The sequence below is a fragment of the Xanthobacter autotrophicus ATCC 700552 genome (genome assembly GCF_043194565.1).
Taxonomy (GTDB): domain Bacteria; phylum Pseudomonadota; class Alphaproteobacteria; order Rhizobiales; family Xanthobacteraceae; genus Xanthobacter; species Xanthobacter autotrophicus_F.
This window is the reverse complement of the sequence record NZ_JBAFVS010000013.1, coordinates 21,900-45,418: the sequence shown is the minus strand read 5'-3', so window position 1 is coordinate 45,418 and position 23,519 is coordinate 21,900. Positions and strand designations below refer to the sequence as shown.

The following is a 23,519-nucleotide window of genomic DNA, read 5'->3' as shown; positions in this document are numbered from 1 at the left end:
AAGCAACGATCGGGAATTGCCGAATGCGCCGCTATCCCGCCAAGCGGGGAGTGTCCGGGGCCTCGTGGACCTTTCCGCCCACGGCACCCGCGCCGCCGCTCAGCCCGTTGCCGCCATAGAGCCATTCCACCGCGTCGTACCAGTCCCGCGACGTGTAGGAACGCATGATGGTGTTGCGCAGGGCCGCGTGGGCGCCGGCGGGATGGTAGATGTGCTCGCCGATGGCCCGCGACTGGAGCTGGATGCGCGCCGTGCGCAGCACCCTCAGGTCACGATAGGCGTTCAGCGCCGTTTCCATGTCGCCGGGGTGGGCGTCCACGCAATGGGCCAGCGCCACCGCATCCTCCATGGCCATGCAGGCGCCCTGCGCGAAATATTGCAGCTGCGGATGGGCCGCGTCGCCCAGCAGCGCCACGCGCCCGTCGGTCCAGCGTTCCACCGGATCGCGGTCGCACAGCACCCAGAGCTTCCAGCCGGAGCCGTGGCGGATGATCTTCTGCGCCCGCTCGTGCACATGGGTGAAGCCGGCCATCACCTCCTCGGCCGAGACCGGCTTGCCGGCCACCGGCTCGGGCGCGTCATTGTGGTAGGTGACCACGAGGTTGAACACCTTCCAGCCCGACAGCGGATAATGGACGATATGGCACTTCGGCCCGGCCCAGAGGGTCGCCGCGTTCCAGCGCAGATCCTCGGGCATCTGCTCGGTGGGGATCACCGAGCGATAGGTGGTGTGGCCCGACACGCGCGGCCGCCCGTCGCCGAGAAGCTGCTTGCGCACATTGGACCACAGGCCGTCGGCACCGATCAGCGCGGCCCCGCGCTCGGTCTCGCCGTTGGCGAGGCGGGCGGTGACCCCGGATTCATCCTGATCGTAGCCCAGGACCTCGCTGCTGGTGCGCAGGGCGACGAGCGGGTTCGCCTCGCAGGCCCGCAGCAGCACCCCGTAGAGGTCGCCGCGATGGATCACGGCGTAGGGATTGCCGAACCGCTGGCGGAACGGCTCGTCCAGCCGGATATGGGTGATCTCCTCCCCGGAAATGGCATCCATCAGCCGCAGGCGATCGATATAGACCGCCATGGCGCGGGCGGCATCGCCCACCCCCAGCGCATCGAAAGAGTGGAAGGCGTTGGGGCCGAGCTGGATGCCGGCGCCGATCTCGCCGAGCTGCGGCGCCTTCTCCATCACCAGGGAGGGCACGCCCCGGCGGGCAAGGCCAAGGGCGGTGGCGAGGCCGCCGATGCCGCCGCCGGCGATCAGGATGCGGGTTTTGGTCATGGCGTTGTCCTCCGCTGGCAGTCTTGTTGTCTCGATATGGGGTGGCGCCGGCGTCAGGGCTCGGCGTCCGGCTGATGGTCGGGAAGGGCGGCGACGAAGGCCGGGTGTTCGCCCAGGGCCGCGTCGATGGCGTTCAGGCGCGACAATCCCGACAGGTCGCAGTGGAAGCGGCGCGCATTGTGGAGCTGGGGCACAAGGCAGATATCGGCGAGCCCCGGCACGTCGCCGAAGCAGTAGCGCCCATGGCCGTTGCGCGCGATCAGCGCCTCGCAGGCGGCAAGCCCCTCCTCCACCCAATGGCGGTACCAGGTATCCACGCTGGCCTGATCGTGCCCGAGGGTACCCTTGAGATAAGCGAGCACCCTCAGGTTGTTGAGCGGATGAATGTCCGCCGCGATGGCGAGGGCGAAGGCGCGCACATGGGCCCGCGCCAACGGGTCGGCGGGCAGCAGGGCGGGCTCGGGCCGCGTCTCCTCCAGCCACTCGATGATGGCGAGCGACTGGGTGAGGACATCGGGCCCCACCTCCAGCGCCGGTACGAGGCGCTGGGGATTGACCCCGGCGAAGGCCGGCTGGAACTGCTCGCCGCCGCCGCGCCGCAGGTGCACGGCGACGAAATCCAGTGTGATCCCTTTCAGGTTGAAGGCGATGCGGCAGCGATAGGAGGCTGACGAGCGAAAATAGCCGAAGAAGCGCAGCTCCGGCTGCGCTTCCGCCATGGCGGGCGCGGGGGCGGGCGCGGGCATGGTCATGCCTCCGCCGCGCTGACCACGAGGCGGACCGGCGCGAGGCCGTCGATGGTGCCCTCCAGCACCGCGCCGGGAACCACCGCGCCGACACCCGCCGGCGTGCCCGTATAGATCAGGTCGCCGGGGCCGAGGTGATAGTATTGGGACAGGTGAGCAATGATCTCCGGCACGCTCCAGACGAGATCGGACAGGTGCGCCTGCTGCCGCACTTCGCCATCCACCGAAAGGGCGATGCGCTGCGGCCCGATCTCTCCGAACGCCGCCATGCGGGTCAGCGGCGCCAGGACGGCGGACTGCTCGAACGCCTTGCCCAGATCCCAGGGGCGCCCCTTGGCGCGGGCGTCGAGCTGGAGGTCGCGCCGGGTCATGTCGAGCCCCGCCCCATAGCCGAACACCGCATCAAGGGCATGCTCCCTGGCCACGCGGAAGGCGGGCGCGCCCATGGCGACCACCAGTTCCATCTCATAATGATAGTTGGCGGTACCCGGCGGATAGGCAATGGTCGCTCCGGATGCGACCAGGGCCGTGCCCGGCTTGGTGAAGTAGAAGGGGGCCTCGCGGTCCACCTCGTGGCCCATTTCCTTGGCATGGTCCGCATAATTGCGGCCGACGCAGAAGATGCGATGGACCGGATACTGGCCCGTCTCGCCCACGATGGGGACGAGCGGCTGGGCCGGCGCCGGGAAGACCAGCGCGGGAGTTGCAGCAGAGACATTCATGGGCGCGGGCGCTCCTCGAAAAAGCCGAGCCGCTCCTGCAGCGGCCGATCGTGAATGCGGATGAGAAAGGCCGGCTCCGCACCCTCCGCCCGGTGGGCGACGGTGGAGAAGACGGGGGCGGAGAAGGTGTCGGCGGGTCCCCAGGCGAAGCGCGCGCCGTTCACCACGCTCTCGCCGCGGCCGGTCACCACGTGGAACACGGCGCTGGAGGACCGCAGCGGCGGGGTCAGCGTCTCGCCGGGGCGCAGCATCATGGCGGTGAAGCCGAGGGTGGGCAGGCAGCTCTCCCCGGTTTCCGGATTGACGTAATCGAGCTCCACCGCCTCCCCCGGCGCGGCGAAGGCGCCGAGGCGCGAGAGGGCCGCCTCGGTGCGCGACCAGGGATAGCGCAGCATGGGATAGCGGTTGGGCTTCGACACCGCAGGCCGGCGCGCGGGCACAAGGCCGGCGGACAGGTATTCCGCCTCCGAGGCATCGGGGCGGTTGCGCGGCGCCTGCAGCGGCGCTTCCTCCGCATAGGAGCCTTCCAGATAGACGAACAGCGGCAGGTCGAGGGCATCCAGCCAGATCACCGGCTCGGTGCCCGAATGGCCGTGGTCGTGCCAGGCGCCTCCGGGGGTGAGGACAAGATCGCCGCGGCGCATGGGGCATTTCTCGCCGTCCACCACCGTATATGCCCCCTCCCCTTCCACGATGATGCGTGCGGCGCTGGGGGTGTGGCGATGGGCGGGCGCGGTCTCGCCCGGCTTCAGCAGCTGCAGGCCCACATAGATCACGGAGGTTGCCTGCATGGCCCCCTCGCCTCGGCCGGGATCGGTGAGCACCAGCACCCGGCGCTCGGCCTTTTCCACCGGCGTCAGGTCTCCGGCTTCCAGCAGCAGCGGGCGCACCGCATCGAACCGCCACAGATGCGCCCGGCTCACCGGCTGGGGCGCGCCGTGGGGCAGCACGTTGCGCATCATGGGCCACAGCGGCGCGAGGCTGAGGCGCCCCAGCGCCGCGCGATAATCAAGAGGCAGATCCTCCAGCGTGCCGAGCGTCGTACTCATGCGCGTCCTCCCTTCATATATGTTATTTTAGATAATCATAAGCATACTTATTATATGGACGCAAGAGGCACATGAAACCACCTCCGGGATACTCCGGAGAGTGATCCACACAGACGCTATCCCATTGCGTTTACGTTGAAATCATAAGGCCCTAGCCGTGGGGTTCCTCGCGCACCACGGCGGGGCGGGTGGGGGTTCGGCTCAGTTCGTTGGTGGCGTCCACGAGCTTGGCGAGGAGCGCCTTCAGGGTCGCGCGTTCCTCCGGCGACAGGGGCTCCATGATGCGGTCCTGCACCCGCAGCACCGGCGCGCTGAGCGCTGCCAGCAAGCGGGCGCCCTCCTCCTTGAGGAAGAGCTGACGCAGCCGCCGGTCTCCCGGCGCCTGGATGCGTCGGATGAGATCCTTGCCTTCCAGGCGCTCCACCACGCCGCCGATGGTGGCACGGTCGTAGCCGATCACGCCAGCCAGCGACGCCTGGTCGATGCCAGGATGATCGAGCACGGTGGCGAGCGCGGCGAACTGTACCGGCGTCAGGTCCGCCCCGGCCTTTTCCATCTCCTCCGCGAACAGCGCCACCGCCACCTGCTGGAGGCGGCGGATGAGGTGTCCCGGCAGGCTTTCAAGATCAAGGACAACGGCTTCGGCCGGCTCCGCCGCGGCCTGCGCGCCCTTGCGGCTCCTTGGGGACGCGGGCGGGCGTACGGTCCTCTGATGCGGCGCCTTCGGCACGGTCGGTCACCCCTTGCTTGGCCGCCGATCGTGGCACCGTCGGCCGGCAGGTCCAATCCCCAATTGCCGGAGCGCCGTCACGTGAACCGCCCCGGATTCACCGAGGCCATTTGATTTGAGTCACGCCGCCATTTGTTGCTCGTCGAGCATAGCGTAGTCGCGTTCCTCAGCGTCGGCCGGTGGGCTTCGGCCGGTGGGCTTCGGCCGGTGGGATATTGCCGATGTGTTCCAGCAGCCGGCGATTGTTGAACCGCTCGACCCAGGTCAGTGTCACGATCTCGACTGCCTCGAAGGATCGCCAGGGACCCCGCCGATGGCTGAGGGGCATTGGGGGCGCCAGTGGGGGCACGTTGCCGATACCCCCCAAAATACCCCCAAACGCTCCCGGACCCTCTCGGACCGGAGAATTGAGCGTTTGCGAGGTTTTCGGATCTATTTGCACCTACCCCGAAAGGGGTGATGGTGCCCAGGAGAGGACTCGAACCTCCACGCCCTTGCGAGCGCCAGCACCTGAAGCTGGTGCGTCTACCAATTCCGCCACCTGGGCCCCGGACGGCGCGTCGCCGTCAGGAGCGCTTCACATAAGGGGGGGCGCGGGACGTGTCAATAACACCCGCGCACCACGTGATCGAAAGATGTGAACAAGCCCAGCCGCATGGCTCCCCGCCCCCGACGGAACCTGCCGCCGCGCCAAACCAGAAGCTTGGTGCCAGATCCCGCCGCTCACCCCGCCGAACCAGGCAAGATTCAATCGCCAGCGCGAACGCGGCGCTGGATAGAAGGTCAGGCAACGTCAACAGCGATGGCGGAAGCGCTCCGCCATCGGCCATGGCCTGAGCCATCGGGCCGCGACACCGGCGTCACCCGGCACAATCACCCCCCGCGGGCCATGCACCCCCCGCGGGCCATGCCCTCAGTGCTCGAACTTTGCCGGGCGCTTCTCGATGAAGGCGGCCATGCCTTCCTTCTGGTCGGCCACGCCGAACTGGGACTGGAACACCCGCCGCTCGAAGCGGATGCCCTCGGCCAGCGTGGTCTCATAGGAGCGGTTGACGCTCTCCTTCGTCTGCATGGCCACGGGGGCGGACATGCCGGCGATGACCTTCGCCACCTTCAGCGCCTCGTCCAGCAGTTCGGCGGCCGGTACCACGCGGGAAACGAGGCCGGCGCGCTCGGCCTCGGCGGCATCCATCAGGCGGCCGGTCAGGCACATTTCCATGGCCTTGGACTTGCCCACGAATCGGGTGAGCCGCTGGGTGCCGCCGGCACCGGGCATCACGCCCAGCTTGATCTCGGGCTGGCCGAACCGGGCCGTGTCCGCGGCAAGGATGAAATCGCACATCATGGCCAGCTCGCAGCCGCCGCCCAGCGCAAACCCCGCCACCGCCGCGATCACCGGCTTGCGGGCGCGGGACAGGCGCTCCCAGGAGGTGATGAAATCGTCGAGATAGGTCGCCGGATAGGAAAAGACCTGCATTTCCTTGATGTCGGCGCCGGCGGCGAACGCCTTCTCCGAGCCGGTGAGAACCATGCAGCCGATGCCCCGATCCTGCTCGAACGCATCCAGCGCCGCGTTCAGCTCGCCGATGAGCTGGCCGTTGAGCGCGTTGAGCGCCTGGGGGCGGTTCAGCCGGATGAGCCCCACGCGGTCGTGCTGCTCCACCAGGATCGTCTCGTATGCCATCCCATTCCTCCTCTTCGCCCGGCGTGACGCCGGTTCATGGTCCGCACGGCGCCAGCACGCACGGCCACCGTGCTCTACTCCGTCATGGGATCGAGGCGAAGAGGCAATGCCGCACAGTCGCCGTGCAGGCCTGCCCGACCTTTGGCGGACTACCTTTGACAGGTGGGGCAGTAGAAGGTGGAGCGCCCGCTCTGCACGATGCGGCGGATGGTGTCCTTGCAGTGCAGGGTCTGGCAGGGCTGGCCTTCCCGGCCATAGACCTTGAAGGTGTGCTGGAAATAGCCAAGCTCGCCATTTACCTGGCGGTGGTCGCGCAGGGAGGAGCCGCCGGCGTGGATCGCCTCGCGCAGCACGTCGCGGATGGCGGTGACCAACCGCTCCGCCCGCTGGGTGGGCGCGCCGTCGGCGGTGGCGAGGGTGTGGGCGAGGCGGCGCGGCGACAGGCCGGCACGGAACAGCGCCTCGCACACATAGATGTTGCCGAGGCCCGCCACCAGCTTCTGGTCCAGCAGCGCCGCCTTCAGGGCGGTCTGCCGGCGGGCGCAGGCGCGGGCCAGATATTCGGCATGGAAGCCGTTGCCCAGCGGCTCCGGCCCCAGGCCCGCCAGCAGGGGATGGGACATGATCTGGTCGTAGGGGACGATCAGGATGGCGCCGAAGCGCCTGGGGTCGTTGAAGGTCACCGTGGCGCCGCCGGCCAGGTGCAGCACCACGTGGTCGTGCAGGCCGCCGGCCGCGCGCGGATGGTGGAAGCGGCCCGGCCGGCCCTTCACCGATGCGCCCTCGATGCGGATGGACCCCGACATGCCGAGGTGCAGGATCATCACCTCGCCGCCATCCAGGTCGGCGAGGAGGTATTTGGCACGGCGACCGATGGCCTCGACCCGGCGCCCGGCGAGGCGCTCGGCGAAGTTTTCAGGCAGGGGCCAGCGCAGGTCCGGCCGGCGGGCCTCGGCGCTTTCGATCACGGCACCCTGCAGGACGGGCATGAGACCGCGGCGGACGGTCTCCACCTCGGGCAATTCGGGCATGTTTTTCTCAAAACTCGGTGGGGCACGCCGCAACCGGCGCGCGAATCGTCACGGCCTTATAGGATCGGGCCGACCGGCCCCCCACGCAAGATGTTGCTTCAGCCTTTCCCCGCGTTGCGATAGCCCTTGCGGCGCGAGCGGCGAAACCGCGGTCGGGGGCACGCCCGCGCCGGAGCCCCATCGGCTGAAATCCGGGCTGGCGGCGTCACCTGACCCGAATCGCGCGACCCAAATCGCCCGACCCGCGTCACTTCAGCGGCGTCACTTCAGCGGCGTCATTTGAGCGGCGTGACCTGTTCCCCTTCCGGCGCGCTCAAGGGAGCCTCGAAATCCAGCTGCTCCAGGCGCAAGCCCCGCCGGGCGATCTTGTCGGCGGAGATGATGACGCGGCCCACGTCGTCGCCCACCTGCGCGAAATGCTTGGCAAGGTCGCCCACCCGCTCGCGCAGGCGCGTGACATCGACCACCAGGGCCGCCACTTCCGCCCGCACCCGGTCCGCCGCCTCACGCATGCGGGCATCCTTGGCGATGGCCTGCACCACCTGGATCGCCAGCATGAGCAAAGACGGCGACACCAGCACCACGCGCAGGCGATAGGCCTCCTGCACCACCCCGTCGAAATGCTCGGAAATCTCCGCATAGACCGATTCGGACGGCACGAAGATGAGGGCCACGTCCTGGGTCTCCCCCGGCACGAAATAGCGCTCGGCTACATCGTAGACGTGCTTCAGCAGATCGTTGCGCAATCTCTGCCCCGCCGCCTTGCGGATGTCGGCCGAGGGCGCCTCGCGGAAGGCGGTGACCGATTCCAGCGGGAATTTCGAATCCACCAGCAGCGGGCGCGGATCGCCGGGCAGGAAGATGGCGCAGTCCGGCCGCTTGCCGTTGGAGAGGGTGTGCTGGAAGGCGAAGCTGCCGCGCGGCAGGCCGTCCGCCACGATGGCCTCCATGCGGCCCTGCCCGAAGGCACCCCGCGCCTGCTTGTTGGCCAGCGTGTCCTTCAGCGCCACCACCTGGGCGGAGAGGTCGGTGAGGCTGCGCTCCGCCTTCTCCACCATGACGAGGCGTTCGGCGATGCGGGTCAGGCTCTCATGGGTGGCGCGGGCGCTGGTGGAAAGCGTCTCGCCGATGCGGTGGGAGGTGGCATCCAGCCGCTCACCGACGGCGCGGGCCAACTCGCTCTGGCGGTGGGCAAGCACCTCCGTCATGCTTTGCACCCGGCCGGCGGTTTCCGACTGGACGCGGACAAGTTCGCGCAGGCGACGGTCCATTTCGTCGCGCCGAAGCGCCTCCTCCGCGGCGGCGGCGGCCCGCGCCTGCGACTGGCGCACCAGGGAGACGAAAACCATAAACACAAGCAGCGCAAGCAGCCCCGCACCGAGGGCTGCCGCCTCGGCCAGGGTGACGGCGTGACCCGCCAGACTGAAAAGCGCCTCCCGCATGGCTCCTTCTATCGCGATTCGTAATTCGAACAAACAGCGAACATATTGACCAAACGCGAAGCTTCGCTTATTTCGCGAGAATGGCGACGCGACCCATCCTCATCATCCCCGAGCCCAAGCTGCGCACCCTCTCGGCATCGGTCGAGAAAATCGACAGCGAGGTCCGAAAGCTCGTGGAAGACATGTTCGACACCATGTACGACGCGCCGGGCATCGGCCTCGCGGCGATCCAGGTGGGCGTGCAGAGGCGCGTCGTCACCATCGATGTCGCGCGCGAGGGCGAGGCCAAGAAGCCCGTCGCCCTCATCAATCCCGAGATTATCGCCGCCTCCGAAGAGACCTCGGTCTACTCCGAGGGTTGCCTCTCCATCCCCGAATATTACGAGGAGGTGGAGCGGCCGGCGCGGGTCACCGTGCGGTTCCAGGATATCGAGGGGCAGGTGCGCGAAGTGGCGGCGGACGGGCTGTTCGCCACCTGCGTGCAACACGAGATCGACCATTTGAACGGCGTGCTCTTCATCGACCACATCTCGAAGCTGAAGCGCGACCGGGTGATCAAGAAGTTCACCAAGCTGGCCCGGCACAAGGACGAGGTCTGACGCAACCAAGGCCGGCACCGCCGTTCCCGCCCTCCCGACGATGCGGTCGCATCCGGGTCGTTTCGCTCAACCGCCGCGCGGGCCCGACCGGGCAGGCCGCGCCGGCCCGGATCAGGCAGCATGCGCATCGTCTTCATGGGAACGCCGGACTTCGCCGTGCCGACCCTGTCCGAGATCGTCGGTCGCGGGCACGAGGTGGTGGCGGTCTATACCCGCGCGCCCGCCCCGGCCGGCCGGCGCGGGCTCGACCTCACCCCCTCCCCGGTCCATCAGGTGGCCGAGCGCTTCGGCCTGAAGGTGCTGACCCCGAAAAGCCTGCGCAGCGCCGAGGCGGCGGCGGAATTTGCCGCCGATGACGCGGACGTGGCGGTGGTGGTGGCCTACGGCCTCATCCTGCCGCCGGCGATCCTTGCAGCGCCGCGCCTCGGCTGCCTCAATTTGCACGGCTCGCTGCTGCCCCGCTGGCGCGGCGCCGCGCCCATCCAGCGCGCCATCATGGCCGGGGATGAGGCGACGGGCGTGTGCGTCATGCAGATGGAGGAAGGCCTCGACACCGGCCCGGTGGGCCTGGTGGAACGCATGGCCATCGGCCCCGACATGACGGCGGGCGACCTTCACGACGCCATGATGGTGCTCGGCGCCGACCTCATGGCCCGCGCGCTGGCGGCGCTGGAGCGCGGCGGCCTCGCCTTCACCCCCCAGCCGGAGGCGGGCGTCGCCTATGCCGCCAAGATCGAGAAGGCGGAGACCCGCATCGACTGGTCGCAGCCGGCGCAGGTGGTGCACGACCGCATCCGCGGGCTCTCGCCCTTCCCCGGCGCCTGGTTCCCGCTGGGGCCGGATGCGGCGCGGGTGAAGGTGCTGCGCTCCACTTTGGCCGACGGCGCCGGCGCGCCCGGCGAGGCGCTGGACGACCGCCTCGCCATCGCCTGCGGCTCCGGCGCGGTGCGGCTGGTGGAATTGCAGAAGGCCGGCAAGCAGCCCGTGGGAGCGTCAAGCTTTCTCAACGGGAATGCCGTGCCCGCCGGCACCCGGCTCGCCTGAGCCGCCGGCTCGCCCCCGCCATGCCTCGCTACAAGCTCACCATCGAATATGATGGCACCTCCTATGCCGGCTGGCAGATCCAGGCGGATCAGGAGACCGTGCAGGGTGCGCTGGCGCAGGCGTTCCACAGATTTTGCGGCGAGGATGTGCACGTGGCCGGCGCCGGGCGCACCGACGCGGGGGTTCATGCCACCGGTCAGGTGGCCCATGTGGACCTGTCGCGGCACTGGCGCAGCGACACTGTGCGCGACGCCATGACCGCCCAGCTGCGCCCCCACCCCATCGCCGTCCTCAGCGCGGAGGAGGTGCCGGACAGCTTCGACGCCCGCTTCTCCGCCACCAAGCGGCACTATCTCTACCGCATCGTCAACCGGAGGCCAGACCTCGCCCTCGACCGGGACCGCGCCTGGCGCATTCCGCAGAAGCTTGACGCCGAGGCCATGCACGTTGCGGCCCAGCGGCTTTTGGGCAAGCACGATTTCTCCACCTTCCGCGCCGCCGAATGCCAGGCCGCCTCGCCGCTGAAGACGCTGGACCAACTCGACGTCTCCCGCTCCGGCGACGAGATCCGCATCATCACCTCGGCGCGGTCCTTCCTGCACCATCAGGTACGCTCCATGGTGGGCTCGCTGATGCGGGTGGGCGAAGGCCGCTGGAGCGCCGACGATCTGGAAGCCGCCCTCAAGGCCGCCGACCGCACCCGCTGCGGCCCCATGGCGCCCGCCGCCGGCCTGTATCTGGCCGCCGTGAGCTATTAAAGCGCCTGCGCGCAAAGCGGCGCCAAGTCGCTAAAAATCTTTTAAATGCAATAGGCTGGAGCACATCCGCGAGCCGAGGCGAACGGATCACGCGTGCTCTTATCTCAATTCACAGAGCGATATCGGGCAGCCAGCGGATGGCCATGGCGAACGTCTGCGCGCCGCCCGGCGGAATATGCGCGAGCCCGGGCTTCTCGACGAAGGGCCGCGCGTCGGCCTCCGGCGTCGCATAACCGTGCCAGGGCTCGATGCACAGGAACGGCGCGCCCGGCTTCGACCACAGGCCGAGTTGCGGCATGCCCGGAAAGGCGATCTCAAGGCCCGGCGCGCCGGGCACGCCAAAGCGGATGCGGTGCGAGCGGACGGTCCGGAAGATCAGGGCGTCCCGTTCGAACATGGCATCGTCGGGCGCGATGATCCCGCTCGCCGCCGGATTGGGCTCGGTCGCAGCCGAAAGAAGGCCGCCGACCGGCCGGTGCACCGGCTCGTCCTCCGCCGCCTCGAACACCAGCCGGTGGTCGGCCCGGCTGCCGCCATAGGGCAGCGGCCAGAGGAAGGCCGGATGGAAGCCGAAGCTCGCCGGCAGGCTTTCCGATCCCGGATTGCGCACGGTTGCCGCGATGGTGAGGGTGGCGTCGTCCAGCCCGTAGGCCACGTCGAGCTCGAAGGCGAAGGGATATTGCGCGCGGGTCTCAGCGCTCGGCAGCAGCCGGAACACGGCGCGCCCGGCCTGCTCCTCCACCAGATCGAACAGGCTGCGCCGGGCAAAGCCGTGCTGCTTCATGCCATAGCGCTGGCCGTCGTGGACCAGCTCATCGTCCGGCAGCCGGCCGACGATGGGAAACAGCAGCGGCGCCCGCCCCGCCCAGAAGGCCGGATCGCCATGCCACAGGAGGTCGCGGCCCGCGCCATCGTGCAGCCGCACCAGCTCGGCGCCGAGGGGGGCGATCTCCGCCGACAGCGCGCTCGAACTCAGGGTCACGGACTTGCCTGCCATGGTCATCGCCCTCCGGCTCCTGCGCCTGCCGCATCCCTACCATCGGAGGATGACGAAAAGCACCTGGTCGCGGCTTGGTCCGAAACGCGGCCCGCGGCTTGCCTGACACCCCCGAGCCATCGCCGGTTTCGCCGCAGGGCGGCCTTTGCCTGTCGCATTTGCGACATTTCGCGGGCCAGCAGCGGAGCGCCTGTGGTGGTCCGCAACTTGCGTGTGCCGGGCCAGACGTTGGTTTTTGCGAAGGCGACCCCGATGGCGTTCACCTCTGTCTGTCCCACGAGTGCCGTAAGCGAGGGGGCCATGGGCCTCTTTCAAGTCGGTCGCAAGAGCGTGCTGCTGGTCTGGCCGACGGGCGGCGAGCTGAAGGCCTATCGCGGACGCTGCCCCCATGCGGACATGCCGCTGACCGACGCCACCTTCAACGGGCAGACCGTCACCTGCCCGATCCACGTGTGGGGCTTCGACGGCACCAGCGGCAAGTGCGTGACCCACCTGGTGCGCAATGCGCTCCACCCCTATGAGCTGCGGGTCGAGGGCGACGAGATCCTGGTGGACGTGGGACCGGTCAAGCCGGCGCGCGCGCCGGCTTGACCCAACGGCGCGGCGTCAATCGCCGCCCAGGGTGATCCGGCCGGGGCTTGTCACCTCGGCTTGGCCGACACGGCGGGCCTCGAGCTGCTTCGCCGACGGGCCCGGCCGGGCCATGTGGAAGCGGACGACCTGCGCCGGGCGCCCGGCGTCCGGCGGCGCGCTCACCAGCAGGTCGGCGCCTTCGGTGGTGCTGGTGGTCGCGACACTCAGGCCGCGCCCGCCCGCCCCGAACGGCTGGAGGGTCGCCATCTCGCCGAAGGCGACGGCGGGATGCGCCGCGGCGCTGTGGAGATACATGGCCGGGCCGCCATCGAGGGCCGAGCCGCTGGAGAATACCTTCACCGCCCCGCCGTCGAGCTGGCCCACCACGATCCGCTCGGCACCGCCGAGGACCCCGGCCAGCCAGCCGGTGGCCAGCGAAACCCCGCCTTTGTAGTCGTCGCCGAAGGGCGAGAACTCCGCCGTGGTCACCGGCTCGAACCGGTCCACGTTGCCCCGGCAGATATCGCCGAAGGGCGAGAGGGCGGCGGGGATCGGCGTCGCCTGCGGGGCCGGCAGAAGCGCCGCCGCCGTCCCGGTGCCTGCGCCCGCACCGATGGGCGACAGCAGCGGGAAGGCGAACACCTTCACCCGCGCCGGCGCGCCGGGGCCGGGCGCGGTCACGATGCTCTGCCGGCCGGTGGCAAAATCCACGAAGCCGGTGCTGAGGGTGACGCCGGAGCGGTCGTCGCCATAGGGGCTGAAGGACGAGAACAACGCTGGCGCCCACCCAAGCGGCAGCAGGGTGGAGCGGAACACCTTCACCTCGCTGCGCGCGCCCACCCCCGAGCCGGCGATGATGTTGTCCGCCGCCGTGCCGTCGATCTGGGCCACGGCGACGCTCACGCCCCCCGTGGCGTTCGCATCGAACGCCCGGAACCGCGCCAGCTCCCGGGTGAAGGGCACCCCGCCCTTCCCTGCCCCACCGGCAAAGACAGCCACCTCCGGCGCACGGCCGGCGCCGGCGCCCACCACGAGGTCGTAGACGCCGTCGCCGTCCACATCGCCCATGGCGACGCTCACCGTGCCCTCGAAGCCCGGGAAGGGCGTGACGGTAGCCATAAGGCGGTCGCCGTTGTTGTCGAACACACGAACGCTGGCTGCTCGCCCCGGCCCGCCGGGAATGGCGACCGCATAGGTGGACACCGCCGGAATGATGTTCACCAGCGCCATCAGGCCGTTGTCCTCATGGTTGAGGCGATGGCAGTGCATGACGAACAGGCCGGCATAGTCGAGGAAGCGTGTGCGGATGGAGGTGGTGCCGGGCTGGATCACGCTCTCCTCGGGGCCAAGGTTCGGCGCCGGCACGTTGACGTTGTCGAGGCCCTGCATCAGCGGGCCGAGATTCAGGTCCACGGTGGGGTCGGACATGGCGACGAGCTGGAAGTCGTTCACATGCACGTGGATGGGATGCTCGTCGTTATTGACGTTGCTGAAGGCCCACTCCTCCACCGTGCCTAGGCGCGGCTGGATCAGCGGGACATTGGGGAAGGCGCCGCTGTCAAAGGCATAGATGAAGGTCTTCGGGTCGGCCGTGCTGGCAAGATCATTGAGGAAGCCGCCGTTGATGAGGATGCGGCGGGTGAGGTCGGGCGTCAGCTTCGAGAGGTCGTCGAACGGCACGCCGGCCACCAGCGCCTCGCCCTCCCGGAACGGCGTGGTGGTGCCCTTCGTGGCATCCTTCGTGGCATCCTGGCCCCCGTCCGGCACCGCCCGCGCCAGCACCTGGGTGGGGAAGAAGAAGAAGCCGTCGAAATAGCTCACCGCCGAGGGCGCCACGCTGAGGGTGCCGAGCACGGCGGGCGGATTGTCGGTGCCGTTGGCGGTATAGAGGATGCCCGGCGCGTTCTGCGTCCGCGCGCCACCGCCCAAAGGCGGCATCTCCAGCACCAGGTCGCCGGTCTCCGGCATGGTCACGGCGATGGCGAAGCGCGATGCCGGCGGGATGAGGAGGCGCGTGCCATCCTCGTCCACGGGAGAACGCACCACCGGACTGGGATTGCCGTCCTGCCCCACGATGGCGATCTTGGGGTGACGCCCCGTCGCCGTCTCGGTGAGGCGCAGGTTCATGTAGGCGATGTCGCTGATGTTGGAGAGCACCCAGATCTCGGTCTGCCCCGCCTTGGTGCGCAGGGTGGGCTGGAACTGGCCGTTCACGGTGAATTGCACGTCGCGCAGGTGATCGGGCTGGGCCGGGTCGGCCGGCACGTTGCCGACGCTGCCGGCGGCGGCGGTGAAGGCCTGCAAATTGTTCGGGATGAACTGGAAGCGCCCGCGCATGTTGTTGATCGACAGCGGCCCGGCGTACCACACGGTGGCAAACGTCGTGCCGGGCTTGGCCTGCGTGAAGTTCACCGGCGCCAGCACGGGACGATAGGTGCCGGCGGCAAGCGCACCGGGGGCGGGCGGCTCCAGCGTGCTGACGAATTGCGGCCAGTTGGCATTGTTGAACTGCGGGTTCGTGCCCTGCCGGTCGAACACGAAATTATACTGTAGCGCCATATTGCGGATGGGGATGGCCTGCCGCGTCACCACCGGCAAATTGCCGTCCGCCCGCCCGATGGTGAGCAGGCCCGCAAGGCCGAAATAGACATGGGGCGCCGTCAGCGTGTGCAGGTGCGGGTGATACCAGTAGGCGCCCTGCGGATGCTCGGCCGGGATGCGGTAGACATAGGTGTTGGCCGTGCCCGCCGGCATGTGCAGCAGCACATTGTCCGAATTGCCCCTGGGACTCACATGCAGGCCGTGGGTGTGGAGGTTGAGGGGCGATTCCACGAGCGGCGCGGGATGGAGCGGCACGGCGGCGCCCCGCGCGGCATAGTTCGGATCGTAGAAATCCCGGACGGTGAGGTCTTTGAGGCCATTCTCCAGGTGGATGACGAGGGTTTCGCCCGGAGCCACCTGCAATGTGGGCGCGGGATAGATATCGCTGGCGGAGGCGGCGCCGTTGGAGGCCGTGCCCTGCACCAGGGTATAGCCGAACAGCAGCGCGTTCTTCACCGGAACGGCTGAGGTGTCGAGCCGGGCGGCGCCCTGGTGCGCGGTGAGCCGCACTTCGAGCACGCCGTCCTTGCTGGCGAGGGTGACGGGCTCGCTGAAGGCCGGGGAGACGCGCCCCTGCGCCTCGGCCCGCCCGTGGGGGGCGGCGCCGACCACGCCGAGGGCGACGAGAATCCAGCAAAGACGTCCGCGTGTGCCGTTGGTCCGTCCCATGCGTTTCCCCTGCCCTATTTGTACTTTGTGCCACCATAGCACCGCTCAAGGCCGCAAGGGCAACACGAGCGCGGCTTGGCGCGGTCCCATTCTTGCAGCCTGGGCAGCATGGATCTCACACGAGACGATCCGAGCTGGAGCCATGACACATCCCATGCCCCACCCAGACCGCGCCATCGCGTGCCCCACCTGCGATGCCGTAACCACCCTGGCCGCCACGGAGGATGCCAAGGCCGCCCGCTGCACCGCCTGCGGGGGTCCCCTCTTCACCGGCCGGCCCATGGCGCTGACCGCCGCGCGCTTCAATGCCCACACCGGGCAGAGCGACCTGCCGCTGGTGATCGACTTCTGGGCCGACTGGTGCGGGCCGTGCAAGAGCATGGCCCCGGTGTTCGAAGCGCTGGCAGCCGAGTTCGAGCCCCATGTGCGCTTCGCCAAGGTGGACACCGATGCCGAGCGGGAGCTGGCCGAATATTTCCGGATCAGCACCATCCCCACCCTCAGCTTCATCCATGAGCACCGCGAGGTCGCCCGTGTCGCCGGTGCCATGTTTGCCGGCGACCTGCGCCGCTGGCTCTACGACGCCCTGTCCCAGACCGAGGGCAAGGCCGGGGGCACGGCCGGGGATTCGGCCCAAGATACAGCATCGCCGAAACACGAGCCGGAAACGCCCTGAGCCGCGACGGGACGGGATCAGCCCGCCCACGGCGCAGATGGAAGGCTGCGCCGGCTCAAGCTGACGCACAGTCGCAGGTACGCGTCCCCAGGCAGTTGGAGAATGGGGACAGCCGCGGGCCTGCTCCCATTCGCCGCCCTTGCGTTTCCGCCGTCGGCATAGCCAGTATCCTCCGGCGGCTCCGCCTGAGTTGTGACATGGTTGAACCCGACATCCTTTTCACCCGTATCCTTGAATTCATGCAGGGCGGCGCTCTCGCCCTCGACCGCCGGGGCCATGTGCGGGCCTTCAACCCGGCGGCGGAGCGCATGCTCGGCCTGTCGCCGGCACGCGCCGGGGAGTACCCCTTCGCAACCGTGCTGTTCGACGATCCGGCCAATGACGATTTCGCGCAGGCGTTGCTGGACGCCGTCTACGACGCCGACAACTGCCACAACCGCGACATCCGATATTGTCGGGACGGCGAGCTTGTCTGGCTCAACATGATCACCTCGACCCTGTGGTCGCACCCCTCAACGGATGATCCCGCCCGCAAGGTGGGCGTGGTGGCGCTGTTCATCGACATCACCGAGCGCAAGATCGCCACCGCCGAGCTGCGGCGCGCCAACGAAGAGCTGGAGCGGCGGGTCCAGGAGCGCACCGGGCAGCTCGCCGAGGCCAATCTCAAGCTCCAGCGCGAGATTGCCGAGCGCGTCCGGGCGCAGGAGCAGATCGCCCACCTTGCCGAGCACGACGTGCTCACCGAGCTGCCGAACCGCCGGCGCTTCGAGCGATGCCTTTCCGCCGCCGTCGACGAGGGGGGATCGTTCGCCCTCCTCTATCTCGATCTGGACGGGTTCAAGGTCATCAACGACACCCACGGCCACGACACCGGCGACAGCCTGCTGCAGAACGTGGCCCGCCGGCTCAAGGCCTGCCTGCGCGACGGCGATACGCTGGCGCGGCTCGGGGGCGACGAATTCGCCGTCATCCTGAAAGCCGTCCGCACGGCGGCAGACGCCGAGCCGGTGGTGGAGCGCATCATCACCCATGTGGGCGCGCCGTATGGTGCCGATGGCGATCGCCAGCTGACCATCAGCGTCAGCGTCGGCATCGCGCTCTATCCGAAGGCCGGGCGCACCCCGCGCGAGCTGCTCCAGGCCTCGGACCGGGCCATGTACGACGCCAAGCGCGGCGGCCGCCAGCCGGTCCGCCCGCCGGCGCCGGACAGCAAGGACGTTTAGTGGTTCGACCCCGACAGATGGGTTCCATCTGTCGCGGTCGAACCACAATTCTTTGATCCACCAGGACGCTCATCCATCTCCCACCGGCTCAGGTGAGGCCCGTGCCGCGCGTGGCCTCGGCGGCGCGGCGGACGGCCTCCGCGCGCCGGATCACCTGGGGCGGCTGCCCGAAGGTGCGCACGAAGGCCCGCCGCATGCGTTCGCGATCGGCGAAGCCGGTCTCCCGGGCCACGTCCTCCATGGAGCGGTGGCCCTCCTCCATCAGCATGCGCGCCGTTTCCAGCCGCAGATGCTCCACCGCCTTGGCCGGTGACTGACCGGTCTCCTCGCGGAACAGGCGGCTGAACTGGCGCGGGCTGAGGTTTGCCGTCTCGGCCAGTTCCTCCACCGAGAGCGGATGGGTCAGGTGCTCTTTCGCATAGACCAGGGCGCGGCGGATGCGGTCCGACTTCGGTTCCAGCTCCAGCAGGGTGGAGAACTGGGACTGGCCGCCGGGCCGGCGCAGATAGACCACCATCTTGCGCGCGGTGGATTTCGCCACCTCCTGCCCGAAATCGTCCTCCACCAGCGCGAGGGCAAGGTCGATGCCCGCGCTCATGCCTGCCGAGGTCCACACCTTGCCGTCGGCGCTGAAGATGCGGTCGGCCTCCACCCGCACGCGCGGATAGAGCGACTGCAAGTGGCACGCATGGGCCCAGTGGGTGGTGGCCCGGCGGCCGTCGAGCAGCCCGGCTTCCGCCAGCACATAGGCCCCGGTGCAAATGCCGGCGAGGCGTCGCGAGGCGGTGCCGGCAGTGCGCAGATAGGCCAGCAGCGCAGGCGAAGAGGGCTTCACCTCCAGCGCGCCGATGGTGATGGTGGTGTCATGCATCTCCGTCCCGAACCGCTTCGTCTCGATGGCGAAGCCGAGGGAGTTGCGCACCGGCCCGCCGCGCTCGGAGAGCACATGCACCTCATAGGCCGGCCGGCCCATGACGGTGTTCGCCATCTCGAACACCGAGAGGGCGGCAAGGCCCATGATCTGGAAGCCGTCGAACACCACGAAGCCAATACCCGGCATTTCGACCTCACCCGGCCCGTGTGGACGAAGATCCGCCGCCGAACCTCCGGCGGCGGGTCCCGGACTATGCCGCCGCAGCCGCACTATAGCGCGGGGCGACCGTTGAACTGGAGAGGTGGGGCAGCATGGCCTGGCGGGCCGCCTCGAAGGCCTCCCATTCCGCCCCGTCCTGAAGGGAGGGGATGGTGACGAACTCGCCGCGGTCGAGGCCGGCCAGCGCCGCATCCACCAGGTCCGCCGCCGACATCACCCAGGTCTGCGGCAGTTGATCGACAGGAAGGCCCGCCGCATCCCAGAAGGCGGTGGCGGTGGCGCCCGGCAGCACCACCTGCACGGTGGCTCCGGTGCCGGCCAGTTCCTTCTTCAGCGACTGGCTGAAGCCGAGCACGAAGGCCTTGGTGCCCCCATAAACCCCATTCAGCAGCTCCGGCCCGATGGCGACGATGGAGGAGATGTTGATGATCGTCCCCGCTCCCCGCGCCACGAAGCGCGGCGCCACCGCATAGGTGAGGCGCATGACCGCGGTGACGTTGATGGCCACCATCTCCTCCATGCGGTCCACGTCGGACTGGAGCAGGGGACCTGCCCCGCCGAATCCCGCATTGTTGACGAGGACGCGGATGCTGTCGTCGGCCTGAAGCAGCGCTTCCACCTGCCTGAGCTGCGCCGCATCGGTCAGGTCGGCGTCGACGACGCGGGTCGACACGCCATGGCGCTGTGCGATGCGCTCCGCCTGCTGCGCCAGCCGCTCGGCGTTGCGGGCCACCAGGATCACGTCATGGCCGCGCGCGGCGAGCCGCTCCGCATAGATGGCGCCGATGCCGGAAGACGCGCCGGTGATGACGGCAGTGCCCTTGGTGCTCATGTGCCTGTTCCCCTCTGTCCGGCCCCCGGGGCCGGCGCTGATGGGAGAACCATAGGTCTGGCGGCTCATGTCTCAAATGTCAAAGAAACGACGATTTAGGACATGAAGGGAAGACGCAAGACACCGCGCCGATCCCTCGCGCGGTCGCGTCCTGCGCCACCGGCACACCCCATTGGACCACCCCATTTGGCCCAGGCAGGCGGCTCCCGTGCCCCACCCCCGCGTCAGTTTGGCCCTCGCTCCCCGCGCAGGGCCGGTCGGGCTGGACAAATTGTCCATCCCGCCGCGCCCGGGCAAGGCCAAGTCCTTGACGGATCAAGGCCCCGCCCGCTGGCCCTGCCCTTGCTAGGCGGGCGTGCCGCGCGTCGGCCAAAGGCGGCGCGCCAAACAAGAAAAGCTGGAGGAAACATGTCCGTCACCGCGTTCGCGCCACCCCCGTTTCTCAGCCGGGAGCGCACCGTCGCCTCGGCCGGCTTCAATCGCTGGCTGGTGCCGCCGGCCGCCCTCGCCATTCACCTGTGCATCGGCATGGCCTACGGCTTCAGCGTGTTCTGGCTGCCGCTGTCGCGCGCCGTGGGCGTCAGCGCGCCCGTCGCCTGCCCCGCCGACATGAGCGCGGTGGCCGCCCTGTTCGCCACCTCCTGCGACTGGCAGATCTCGGCGCTGGGCTGGATGTACACCCTGTTCTTCGTGCTGCTCGGCTCCTCCGCCGCCATCTGGGGCGGATGGCTGGAGACGGCGGGCCCGCGCAAGGCCGGCCTCGTCTCCGCCGTCTGCTGGTGCGGCGGCCTCGTGATCTCGGCTGCGGGCGTCTACCTGCACCAGATCTGGATGTTGTGGCTCGGCTCCGGCGTCATCGGCGGCATTGGCCTCGGCCTCGGCTACATCTCGCCGGTCTCCACCCTCATCAAGTGGTTTCCGGACCGGCGCGGCATGGCCACCGGCATGGCCATCATGGGCTTCGGCGGCGGCGCCATGATCGGCGCACCTTTGGCCAACATGCTGATGCAGCATTTTGCAACCCCAACGTCCGTGGGCGTGTGGCAGACCTTCCTGGTGATGGCGGCCCTCTATTTCGTGTTCATGGTGGGCGGGGCGCTGAGCTACCGGGTGCCGCGCGAAGGCTGGACGCCCAAGGGCTGGACGGCGCCGGCGGCCTCGGCCAACGCCATGGTCACCCACCGCCACGTTCACCTGAACGTGGCCTGGCGCACCCCCCAATTCTGGCTGCTGTGGGCGGTGCTGTGCCTCAACGTGTCGGCGGGCATCGGCGTCATCGGCATGGCCTCGCCCATGCTGCAGGAGGTGTTCGGCGGGCGGCTGATCGGCCTCGACCTCACCTTCTCCCAGCTCGACGCGGGGCAGAAGGCGCAGATCGCCGCCATCGCGGCGGGCTTCACCGGCCTGCTCAGCCTCTGCAACATCGGCGGGCGGTTCGCCTGGGCCTCCTTCTCCGACAAGCTCGGGCGGAAGATGACCTATGCCATCTTCTTCGTGCTGGGCTTCGGCCTCTATGCGCTGGTGCCCACCACCGCGCACATGGGCTCGGTGGTGCTGTTCGTGGCCGCCTTCTGCATCATCCTGTCCATGTACGGCGGCGGCTTTGCCACCATCCCGGCCTATCTCGCCGACATCTTCGGCACCCACATGGTGGGCGCCATCCACGGCCGCCTGCTCACCGCCTGGGCCACCGCCGGCGTGCTCGGCCCGGTGCTGGTGAACTACCTGCGCGAATACCAGATCGCCTCCGGCATCCCGCGCGAGGCAGCCTACGACCAGACCATGTACATCCTCGCCGGCCTGCTGGTGCTGGGCCTCGTGTGCAATCTGCTGGTCCGCCCGGTGGCCGAGCATCTCTACATGAAGGATGCAGACCTCAAGAAGATGAGCAAGGCCGCCCTCGCCAGGGAGGACGCCCACGCCGACTTCGAGGACTTCGAGGAAGAAGCAAAGGACGGCGGCGTCGCCCTCATGGCGCGCGGCTCCACCCCCGTGGCCTCCGGCTCCACGCCGCTTCCGCTGGTGGTCGCGGCGTGGCTGGTGGTGGGCGTGCCCCTCACCTGGGGCGTGTGGACCACCCTGCAGAAGGCGGTGATCCTCTTCCGCTGATCCCCGGCCCCGCCGGCGCGCCCTGCCCATCCCCGTTCCCGCGGGGCGCGCCGGACCTTTCCCCATTTGCCCGATCCCGCGATTTGCGCGATGGATGGGGCGATGCCGGCCGATCCCGCGCTCCACAAGACGCGGCGGCAGTATCGGGGAGGAAAGGCGGGACGGATGGCGCGCCGGCGGCGGGCCACACGACACGTCTTTCGCGCAGGACCCTCAGCGCGTGCCGGCGGGGGTCGCAGAAGGACGATCAAGACCTGATGGCCACCACCGCCGATGCCCCGCAGGAGGCGCCCCAGCATGCCGCCGGCGACATCGCCTTCAGCCCGCATCTTTCCGGCGCCTCCATCCTGGTGGTGGACGACGAGCCCGGCATGCGGAACTTCCTCGTTCGCATGCTCACCTCCCGCTGCCGGCACGTGGCGGAAGCGGCGGACGTGGCGACGGCCTCGCGGCTGCTGGAGGCGACGCCCTTCGACCTCATCATCCTCGACAACATCATGGCCGGGCGCACCGGCCTCGAATGGCTGGAGGAATTGCGCGGCTCGGGCTTCTACCGGGACGTGATCCTCATCACCGCCTTCGCGGACCTGGAAACCGCCATCAAGGCCCTGCGCGCCGGGGCGGCAGACTTCGTGCTGAAGCCGTTCCGCTCCAACCAGATCCTCAACGCCATCGCCCGCTGCCTCGACCGCGGCCGCCTGATGCGCGAGAATTTCGTGCTGCGGCGCGAGCTGAAGGCCCTGCCCGGCGCTGGCGCCATGGTGGGCGCATCGAGCGCCACCGGCACGGTGCGCGGCATGATCGGGCGCGTCGGCCCCATGCCAACCACCGTGCTGGTCACCGGCGAATCCGGCACCGGCAAGGAGGTCACCGCCCGTTCGCTGCACGATGTCTCGCCCCGCGCCGGCAAGCCGTTCGTGCCGGTGAACTGCGCCGCCATCGCCCCCGACATCATCGAGAGCGAGCTGTTCGGCCACCTGAAGGGCGCCTTCACCGGCGCCGCCTCCTCCCGCGAGGGGCTGTTCTTCTATGCCCAGGGCGGCACGCTGTTCCTCGACGAGGTGGGCGAGCTGCCGCCGGCCATGCAGTCCAAGCTGCTGCGCGTCATCGAGGACAAGAAGGTCCGCCCGGTGGGCGCCGAGCGGGAGGTCCCGGTGGATGTGCGCCTGATCGCCGCCACCAATTGCGACCTCGCCACCGCGGTGGCGCAGGGCCGCTTCCGGCAGGACCTCTACTATCGCCTCAACGTGGTGAACATCCACCTCGCCCCCCTGCGCGAGCGGGCGACGGATGTTGAGCCGCTGGCCCACCTGTTCATGGCGGAACTGTCGGCCCAGCTCGGCGTGCCGCCCCTCGACCTCACGGCCGGGGTGCTGCGCGCCCTCGCCCGCTACGATTGGCCCGGCAATGTGCGCGAGCTGCGCAATGTCATCGAGCGCTCGCTCATCCTCGGCGAATTCCCCAGCGACGTGGTGCCGGACGCGGACGAGGGACCGGCAGCGGTGGATACGGACGCCCTCCCCCAGGCCCTCGGCGCGGTGGAGAAGGCCCACATGCTCAAGGTGCTGGGCGAGGCCGGCGGCAACCGGGCGGAGGCGGCCCGCCGCCTCGGCGTCTCGCGCAAGACCCTCGACCGCAAGCTGAAGGTCTGGAATGCCTGAGGTC

At 69.1% G+C, this 23,519-nt stretch carries 20 protein-coding genes, 1 tRNA gene and 1 pseudogene; 8 read left to right on the top strand and 14 right to left on the bottom strand.

What is annotated here, in order from left to right:
- Positions 1 to 31: 31 nt before the first annotated feature.
- The 10 genes and pseudogenes from V5F48_RS14820 to V5F48_RS14775 all read right to left on the bottom strand — a co-directional run bounded on the left by V5F48_RS14820 (position 32) and on the right by V5F48_RS14775 (position 8,680).
- Positions 32 to 1,276: a 3-hydroxybenzoate 6-monooxygenase gene (locus tag V5F48_RS14820; protein ID WP_394259340.1), complete on the bottom strand. Its 1,245-nt coding sequence runs from the start codon at positions 1,274 to 1,276 to the stop codon at positions 32 to 34.
- 53 nt (positions 1,277 to 1,329) lie between these two features.
- The gene (gene maiA / locus V5F48_RS14815) at positions 1,330 to 1,974 is read right to left on the bottom strand and encodes a maleylacetoacetate isomerase (RefSeq protein WP_394259407.1); all 645 of its coding nucleotides are present in this window, start codon (positions 1,972 to 1,974) and stop codon (positions 1,330 to 1,332) included.
- A gap of 50 nt (positions 1,975 to 2,024) precedes the next feature.
- Positions 2,025 to 2,744 carry a fumarylacetoacetate hydrolase family protein gene (locus V5F48_RS14810; RefSeq protein ID WP_394259339.1) on the bottom strand — a complete coding sequence of 240 codons (720 nt, stop codon included), beginning with the start codon at positions 2,742 to 2,744 and terminating at the stop codon, positions 2,025 to 2,027.
- Positions 2,741 to 3,793: a cupin domain-containing protein gene (locus V5F48_RS14805; RefSeq protein ID WP_394259338.1), complete on the bottom strand. Its 1,053-nt coding sequence runs from the start codon at positions 3,791 to 3,793 to the stop codon at positions 2,741 to 2,743. Before V5F48_RS14805 ends, V5F48_RS14810 begins: the two co-directional genes overlap by 4 nt.
- Before the next feature lie 151 nt (positions 3,794 to 3,944).
- Positions 3,945 to 4,523 (bottom strand): MarR family winged helix-turn-helix transcriptional regulator, encoded by a 579-nt coding sequence (locus V5F48_RS14800; RefSeq protein ID WP_394259337.1) that lies wholly within the window; start codon positions 4,521 to 4,523, stop codon positions 3,945 to 3,947.
- A gap of 120 nt (positions 4,524 to 4,643) precedes the next feature.
- Positions 4,644 to 4,839: pseudogene (locus V5F48_RS14795) on the bottom strand (hypothetical protein); the annotation flags it as partial.
- 144 nt (positions 4,840 to 4,983) lie between these two features.
- Positions 4,984 to 5,070, bottom strand: a tRNA-Leu gene (locus V5F48_RS14790).
- A gap of 366 nt (positions 5,071 to 5,436) precedes the next feature.
- Positions 5,437 to 6,207, bottom strand: coding sequence for an enoyl-CoA hydratase (locus tag V5F48_RS14785; protein ID WP_394259336.1), 771 nt, complete (start codon positions 6,205 to 6,207; stop codon positions 5,437 to 5,439).
- Between the two features lie 149 nt (positions 6,208 to 6,356).
- Positions 6,357 to 7,238, bottom strand: coding sequence for a bifunctional DNA-formamidopyrimidine glycosylase/DNA-(apurinic or apyrimidinic site) lyase (gene mutM, locus V5F48_RS14780; protein WP_394110389.1), 882 nt, complete (start codon positions 7,236 to 7,238; stop codon positions 6,357 to 6,359).
- A gap of 275 nt (positions 7,239 to 7,513) precedes the next feature.
- The gene (locus V5F48_RS14775; protein ID WP_394259335.1) at positions 7,514 to 8,680 is read right to left on the bottom strand and encodes a DNA recombination protein RmuC; all 1,167 of its coding nucleotides are present in this window, start codon (positions 8,678 to 8,680) and stop codon (positions 7,514 to 7,516) included.
- 80 nt (positions 8,681 to 8,760) lie between these two features.
- Here V5F48_RS14775 and def point away from each other — a divergent pair, with 80 nt between their 5' ends.
- The 3 genes from def (at position 8,761) to truA (ending at position 11,081) form a co-directional block, all read left to right on the top strand.
- A complete protein-coding gene (gene def, locus V5F48_RS14770) occupies positions 8,761 to 9,279 on the top strand; it encodes a peptide deformylase (protein WP_394259334.1) in 519 nt (172 codons plus the stop codon).
- 120 nt (positions 9,280 to 9,399) lie between these two features.
- Positions 9,400 to 10,323, top strand: coding sequence for a methionyl-tRNA formyltransferase (gene fmt, locus V5F48_RS14765; protein WP_394259333.1), 924 nt, complete (start codon positions 9,400 to 9,402; stop codon positions 10,321 to 10,323).
- A 20-nt stretch (positions 10,324 to 10,343) separates the two neighbouring features.
- Positions 10,344 to 11,081 (top strand): tRNA pseudouridine(38-40) synthase TruA, encoded by a 738-nt coding sequence (truA, locus tag V5F48_RS14760; RefSeq protein WP_394259332.1) that lies wholly within the window; start codon positions 10,344 to 10,346, stop codon positions 11,079 to 11,081.
- A gap of 109 nt (positions 11,082 to 11,190) precedes the next feature.
- On the opposite strand, the gene V5F48_RS14755 is transcribed toward truA, so the two are convergent.
- Positions 11,191 to 12,078 carry an aldose 1-epimerase family protein gene (locus V5F48_RS14755; protein WP_394259331.1) on the bottom strand — a complete coding sequence of 296 codons (888 nt, stop codon included), beginning with the start codon at positions 12,076 to 12,078 and terminating at the stop codon, positions 11,191 to 11,193.
- 252 nt (positions 12,079 to 12,330) lie between these two features.
- Between V5F48_RS14755 and V5F48_RS14750 the strand changes: the two genes are divergently transcribed.
- The gene (locus V5F48_RS14750; RefSeq protein ID WP_394259330.1) at positions 12,331 to 12,669 is read left to right on the top strand and encodes a Rieske (2Fe-2S) protein; all 339 of its coding nucleotides are present in this window, start codon (positions 12,331 to 12,333) and stop codon (positions 12,667 to 12,669) included.
- 15 nt (positions 12,670 to 12,684) lie between these two features.
- Here the strand turns inward: V5F48_RS14750 and V5F48_RS14745 are convergent, their stop codons facing one another.
- A complete protein-coding gene (locus V5F48_RS14745; protein WP_394259329.1) occupies positions 12,685 to 15,921 on the bottom strand; it encodes a multicopper oxidase domain-containing protein in 3,237 nt (1,078 codons plus the stop codon).
- A gap of 154 nt (positions 15,922 to 16,075) precedes the next feature.
- Between V5F48_RS14745 and trxA the strand changes: the two genes are divergently transcribed.
- Together trxA and V5F48_RS14735 are read left to right on the top strand one after the other, a co-directional pair.
- Entirely contained in the window at positions 16,076 to 16,597 is a 522-nt protein-coding gene (trxA, locus tag V5F48_RS14740) for a thioredoxin (RefSeq protein WP_394259328.1), read from the top strand.
- 197 nt (positions 16,598 to 16,794) lie between these two features.
- Complete coding sequence (locus V5F48_RS14735; protein WP_394259327.1) at positions 16,795 to 17,820, top strand: diguanylate cyclase domain-containing protein; 1,026 nt, start codon at positions 16,795 to 16,797, stop codon at positions 17,818 to 17,820.
- Positions 17,821 to 17,908: 88 nt separating this feature from the next.
- Here V5F48_RS14735 and V5F48_RS14730 read toward each other — a convergent pair whose 3' ends face one another.
- Positions 17,909 to 18,880: a GlxA family transcriptional regulator gene (locus tag V5F48_RS14730; RefSeq protein ID WP_394259326.1), complete on the bottom strand. Its 972-nt coding sequence runs from the start codon at positions 18,878 to 18,880 to the stop codon at positions 17,909 to 17,911.
- A 64-nt stretch (positions 18,881 to 18,944) separates the two neighbouring features.
- Positions 18,945 to 19,745, bottom strand: coding sequence for an SDR family NAD(P)-dependent oxidoreductase (locus V5F48_RS14725; protein WP_394259325.1), 801 nt, complete (start codon positions 19,743 to 19,745; stop codon positions 18,945 to 18,947).
- 408 nt (positions 19,746 to 20,153) lie between these two features.
- Between V5F48_RS14725 and V5F48_RS14720 the strand changes: the two genes are divergently transcribed.
- Positions 20,154 to 21,854 carry an OFA family MFS transporter gene (locus V5F48_RS14720; protein WP_394259324.1) on the top strand — a complete coding sequence of 567 codons (1,701 nt, stop codon included), beginning with the start codon at positions 20,154 to 20,156 and terminating at the stop codon, positions 21,852 to 21,854.
- A 257-nt stretch (positions 21,855 to 22,111) separates the two neighbouring features.
- A complete protein-coding gene (locus tag V5F48_RS14715; RefSeq protein ID WP_394259323.1) occupies positions 22,112 to 23,515 on the top strand; it encodes a sigma-54-dependent transcriptional regulator in 1,404 nt (467 codons plus the stop codon).
- The last annotated feature ends 4 nt before the right edge of the window (positions 23,516 to 23,519 follow it).

Bases quoted from the DNA above. Each gene is read 5' to 3' on its own strand.
- V5F48_RS14820 (WP_394259340.1), bottom strand. From the start codon at position 1,276: ATGACCAAAACCCGCATCCTGATCGCCGGCGGCGGCATCGGCGGCCTC.
- V5F48_RS14810 (WP_394259339.1), bottom strand. From the start codon at position 2,744: ATGAATGTCTCTGCTGCAACTCCCGCGCTGGTCTTCCCGGCGCCGGCC.
- V5F48_RS14805 (WP_394259338.1), bottom strand. From the start codon at position 3,793: ATGAGTACGACGCTCGGCACGCTGGAGGATCTGCCTCTTGATTATCGC.
- V5F48_RS14785 (WP_394259336.1), bottom strand. From the start codon at position 6,207: ATGGCATACGAGACGATCCTGGTGGAGCAGCACGACCGCGTGGGGCTC.
- mutM (WP_394110389.1), bottom strand. From the start codon at position 7,238: ATGCCCGAATTGCCCGAGGTGGAGACCGTCCGCCGCGGTCTCATGCCC.
- V5F48_RS14775 (WP_394259335.1), bottom strand. From the start codon at position 8,680: ATGCGGGAGGCGCTTTTCAGTCTGGCGGGTCACGCCGTCACCCTGGCC.
- def (WP_394259334.1), top strand. From the start codon at position 8,761: ATGGCGACGCGACCCATCCTCATCATCCCCGAGCCCAAGCTGCGCACC.
- fmt (WP_394259333.1), top strand. From the start codon at position 9,400: ATGCGCATCGTCTTCATGGGAACGCCGGACTTCGCCGTGCCGACCCTG.
- truA (WP_394259332.1), top strand. From the start codon at position 10,344: ATGCCTCGCTACAAGCTCACCATCGAATATGATGGCACCTCCTATGCC.
- V5F48_RS14755 (WP_394259331.1), bottom strand. From the start codon at position 12,078: ATGGCAGGCAAGTCCGTGACCCTGAGTTCGAGCGCGCTGTCGGCGGAG.
- V5F48_RS14750 (WP_394259330.1), top strand. From the start codon at position 12,331: ATGGCGTTCACCTCTGTCTGTCCCACGAGTGCCGTAAGCGAGGGGGCC.
- V5F48_RS14745 (WP_394259329.1), bottom strand. From the start codon at position 15,921: ATGGGACGGACCAACGGCACACGCGGACGTCTTTGCTGGATTCTCGTC.
- trxA (WP_394259328.1), top strand. From the start codon at position 16,076: ATGCCCCACCCAGACCGCGCCATCGCGTGCCCCACCTGCGATGCCGTA.
- V5F48_RS14735 (WP_394259327.1), top strand. From the start codon at position 16,795: ATGGTTGAACCCGACATCCTTTTCACCCGTATCCTTGAATTCATGCAG.
- V5F48_RS14730 (WP_394259326.1), bottom strand. From the start codon at position 18,880: ATGCCGGGTATTGGCTTCGTGGTGTTCGACGGCTTCCAGATCATGGGC.
- V5F48_RS14725 (WP_394259325.1), bottom strand. From the start codon at position 19,745: ATGAGCACCAAGGGCACTGCCGTCATCACCGGCGCGTCTTCCGGCATC.
- V5F48_RS14720 (WP_394259324.1), top strand. From the start codon at position 20,154: ATGTCCGTCACCGCGTTCGCGCCACCCCCGTTTCTCAGCCGGGAGCGC.
- V5F48_RS14715 (WP_394259323.1), top strand. From the start codon at position 22,112: ATGGCCACCACCGCCGATGCCCCGCAGGAGGCGCCCCAGCATGCCGCC.